The organism is Bradyrhizobium manausense (assembly GCF_001440035.1).
Lineage (GTDB): Bacteria > Pseudomonadota > Alphaproteobacteria > Rhizobiales > Xanthobacteraceae > Bradyrhizobium > Bradyrhizobium manausense.
The window spans coordinates 139730-143331 of record NZ_LJYG01000097.1 but is presented as its reverse complement, the minus strand read 5'-3'; the positions used below and the strand labels follow the sequence as shown (position 1 = coordinate 143331).

At 64.4% G+C, this 3602-nt stretch carries 5 protein-coding genes and 1 pseudogene; 3 read left to right on the top strand and 3 right to left on the bottom strand.

Translation table 11 applies throughout. The annotated features are described in order from the left end of the window. Positions 1–20 precede the first annotated feature (20 nt). Positions 21–425 (bottom strand): DUF4260 domain-containing protein, encoded by a 405-nt coding sequence (locus AOQ71_RS23700; protein ID WP_057751751.1) that lies wholly within the window; start codon positions 423–425, stop codon positions 21–23. 146 nt (positions 426–571) lie between these two features. On the opposite strand from AOQ71_RS23700, the gene AOQ71_RS23695 reads away from it, so the two are divergent. Beyond that, positions 572–2104: an acyl-CoA carboxylase subunit beta gene (locus tag AOQ71_RS23695; RefSeq protein WP_057751748.1), complete on the top strand. Its 1533-nt coding sequence runs from the start codon at positions 572–574 to the stop codon at positions 2102–2104. Between the two features lie 61 nt (positions 2105–2165). Then, positions 2166–2513, top strand: coding sequence for a hypothetical protein (locus AOQ71_RS23690; RefSeq protein ID WP_057751746.1), 348 nt, complete (start codon positions 2166–2168; stop codon positions 2511–2513). Between the two features lie 22 nt (positions 2514–2535). On the opposite strand, the gene AOQ71_RS46370 is transcribed toward AOQ71_RS23690, so the two are convergent. Continuing rightward, positions 2536–2688 (bottom strand): hypothetical protein, encoded by a 153-nt coding sequence (locus AOQ71_RS46370; protein ID WP_167353995.1) that lies wholly within the window; start codon positions 2686–2688, stop codon positions 2536–2538. 375 nt (positions 2689–3063) lie between these two features. On the opposite strand from AOQ71_RS46370, the gene AOQ71_RS43765 reads away from it, so the two are divergent. After that, positions 3064–3399: a twin-arginine translocation signal domain-containing protein gene (locus tag AOQ71_RS43765; protein ID WP_083514440.1), complete on the top strand. Its 336-nt coding sequence runs from the start codon at positions 3064–3066 to the stop codon at positions 3397–3399. Positions 3400–3469: 70 nt separating this feature from the next. On the opposite strand, the pseudogene AOQ71_RS50370 reads toward AOQ71_RS43765, so the two are convergent. Further along, positions 3470–3602 (bottom strand): annotated as a pseudogene (locus AOQ71_RS50370) (GCG_CRPN prefix-to-repeats domain-containing protein); the annotation flags it as partial.

Below are 3602 nucleotides of genomic sequence, written 5' to 3'. Positions count from 1 at the left end.
CCCGCCGCTCGCGCGGCAGCTCAGGCGCCGCTCTGCCGGCCGATCCGCCCCAGATGGGTGAAGCCGAACCCGGCGGAATATTTCAGGCCATAGCCCAGCGCCCGGTCGATGCCGATATGGGCGAGCCAGATCAAGGCGATGGAGAGGGTGAGGGGCGCGGCGAGGCCAAAACCCAGCGTCATCAGCGCCACCGGCGCCATGTAGCTGTGGGCGGCGTTGTAGACCAGCGCACCGAATTTGGCGTCCACGAGGTACGCCAGGAAGCTCAGATCCGGCACCAGGAAGAGCAGGGCATAGACCCACCAGGAGCCGCCCCAGGTCGCATAGAGCACGGTCATGGCCGCGAACAGAGCGAGCCCCTCGAGCCGCAGCAGGGCCCTGACGCCGCCTGTCACGGCGCCGGTGTCAACAGCTCTGTCGTCCATGGTCGCATCCCCAGGCAAAACTCTGGAATTCCTTGCGCTTTCACGCTGCGTCAAAGCAGCCCTGCGGCGCCGAAAGCCGCTTCCCGGCCTGCAAAATGCCGTGTTAGAACGCCCAGCACTTAAGGCTTAAGAACTGGCGGGAGCAAATGAAACATATCCTGGACGCCCTTGAAGACCGTCGCGCCGGCGCCAAGCTCGGCGGCGGGGAGAAGCGCATCGAGGCGCAGCACGCCCGCGGCAAGCTGACCGCGCGCGAGCGCATCGAGCTCCTGCTCGACAAGGGATCGTTCGAGGAGTTCGACATGTTCGTCGAGCACCGCTCCACCGAGTTCGGCATGGAGAAGACCAAGGTGCCGGGCGACGGCGTCGTCACCGGCTGGGGCACCGTCAACGGCCGCAAGACCTTCGTCTTCGCCAAGGATTTTACCGTGTTCGGCGGCTCGCTCTCCGAAACCCACGCGCTGAAAATCACAAAGCTCCAGGACATGGCGATGAAGGCGCGGGCGCCCATCATCGGCCTCTATGATGCGGGCGGTGCCCGCATCCAGGAGGGCGTCGCCGCGCTCGCCGGTTACTCCTACGTGTTCCGCCGCAACGTGCTGGCCTCGGGCGTGATCCCGCAGATCTCGGTCATCATGGGCCCCTGCGCCGGCGGCGACGTCTATTCGCCTGCGATGACCGACTTCATCTTCATGGTAAAGAACACCAGCTACATGTTCGTCACCGGGCCCGACGTCGTGAAGACCGTGACCAACGAGGTCGTCACCGCCGAAGAGCTCGGCGGCGCCTCGGTGCACGCCACGCGCTCGTCGATCGCCGACGGCGCCTTCGAGAACGATGTCGAGACGCTTTTGCAGATGCGTCGCCTGATCGACTTCCTGCCGTCCAACAATACCGACGGCGTGCCGGAATGGCCGAGCTTCGACGACATCGGCCGCGTCGACATGTCCCTGGACACGCTGATTCCCGATAATCCGAACAAGCCCTACGACATGAAGGAGCTGATCCTGAAGGTCGTGGACGAGGGCGACTTCTTCGAGATCGCGGAAGCCTTCGCCAAGAACATCGTCACCGGCTTTGGCCGCATCGCCGGCCGCACCGTCGGCTTCGTCGCCAACCAGCCGATGGTGCTGGCCGGGGTGCTCGACTCTGACGCCTCACGCAAGGCCGCGCGCTTCGTGCGCTTCTGCGATGCCTTCAACATCCCGATCGTCACCTTCGTCGACGTGCCGGGCTTCCTGCCCGGCACCGCGCAGGAATATGGCGGCCTGATCAAGCACGGCGCCAAGCTCCTGTTCGCGTACTCGCAGTGCACGGTGCCGCTCGTCACCGTCATCACCCGCAAGGCCTATGGCGGCGCCTTCGACGTGATGGCGTCCAAGGAGATCGGCGCCGACATGAACTACGCCTGGCCGACCGCCCAGATCGCCGTTATGGGCGCCAAGGGCGCGGTCGAGATCATCTTCCGCAGCGACATCGGCGACCCCGACAAGATCGCCGCGCGCACCAAGGAATACGAAGACCGCTTCCTGTCGCCCTTCATCGCCGCCGAACGCGGCTACATCGACGACGTCATCATGCCGCATTCGACCCGCAAGCGGATCGCGCGGGCGCTGGCGATGCTCAAGGACAAGAAGACGGAAATGCCGGCGAAGAAGCACGACAATTTGCCGTTGTGAGAAATGAGTAGGGTGGGTTAGGCGAAGCCGTAACCCTCCCTACAGGTTCGATCAAAATCCAATGACCGAAGACGATCCGACCGACGAAATCGCCGACATCGAAGATCGCATCGAGCGGCTCGCCGAGATCGCCGAGCGGTGCCGGAAGTACATCCTGGCGTCCAAGATCGCGATTGGCAGCGGTGCGGTGCTGCTCCTGGCCACCATTCTCGGGCTGTTTGGATTTGGTCAGACCGCTGCGCTCGGCTCGATCGCCCTGGTGCTCGGCGGTATCGTCTCGCTCGGCTCGAACATCAGCACGTTGCGGCAGACGGACCATGCGATCGGCGCTGCGGAAGCGCGCCGGTCGGCGTTGATCGGCAGCATCGATCTGCGCGTGGTCGCGGATACGCCGATGAAGCTGGTGTGACGCCCCGGGCAGGCCGTACGCATCACGCGGCGGTCTTGAGGGTCAGCTCGGACAGTTCGGCGCGGCATTCGGCTGCGAAGGTTTGAAGCTGCTCCGCCGTCCGCCGGTCGAGGATGGCTTTCGCCAGCCGCTCGGCGCGGGCAATCTGTTCTCTGAGATATGCGATGCGGGACATGGGACACCTTTCTTTCTCTGAATGGCTTCGCGGCAATTCGTTATGGCTGGGGTGACTGTAGAGCTACCGCGACGCCATGTGTGTGCGGTCGATCACATTGCCCGGGGCCTTATCGGCCGCCGCGACATGCGCCATCCGGTCTTCCGTCCGTGAGGTCGGCCATGTGCTGTCTCCGTGCTGTCTCAGCCCTAGGACGGATGGAGACGGCGCGCTCCGACGGGGGATGCGAATTTTTTGGCCGAGCGCAGGACGGATAGAGCTTCGTTCCATCGGGGCTCTCTGCAGTGAACCTGAACGGTCGATTCAGCGGCGGTTCATATCGGCGCCGCGACACTTGTTCTGCATCACTTGATCGATGAAGCAGAGGATTAAGTCATGGAGCGCCGGAACTTTTTGAAACTTGCATTCGGTGTCGCGGCGGGAGCTGCCGCATTCACCGCCGCCGCGCAGGCCGCGCCGCTCGCGCCGCAAGTGCTGGGGAAAGACAGCCTGCCATCGGCCAATCCGGACGCTCATCCTGCCGTCACCACCAGCGAGGAAGCAGCCCAGCTCAAGCCGGAGCAGGTGCGCTGGGGTCACGGCCACTGGCATCACCGTCACTGGGGTTGGCACCACCGTCACTGGGGTTGGCGTCACCGCCACTGGGGCTGGCGTCATCGTCATTGGGGTTGGCGCCATCGCTGGCATCATCGCCATTGGCGTCACTGGTAACGCCGGGCCCGGAATGAAAAAGGGGATCGCAATCGCGATCCCCTTTTTGCTGCTTCGCAACTGGGAGAGATCAGAACGGACGGCAGCGGCCGGCGTACCAGCGGAAGCCATAGGGGCACACGCGCGGACGCACCACGACAACAGGCGGAGCAACCACGACCGGCGCGGGAGCCACGACGACCCGCTCCATCGGACGGCAGCCG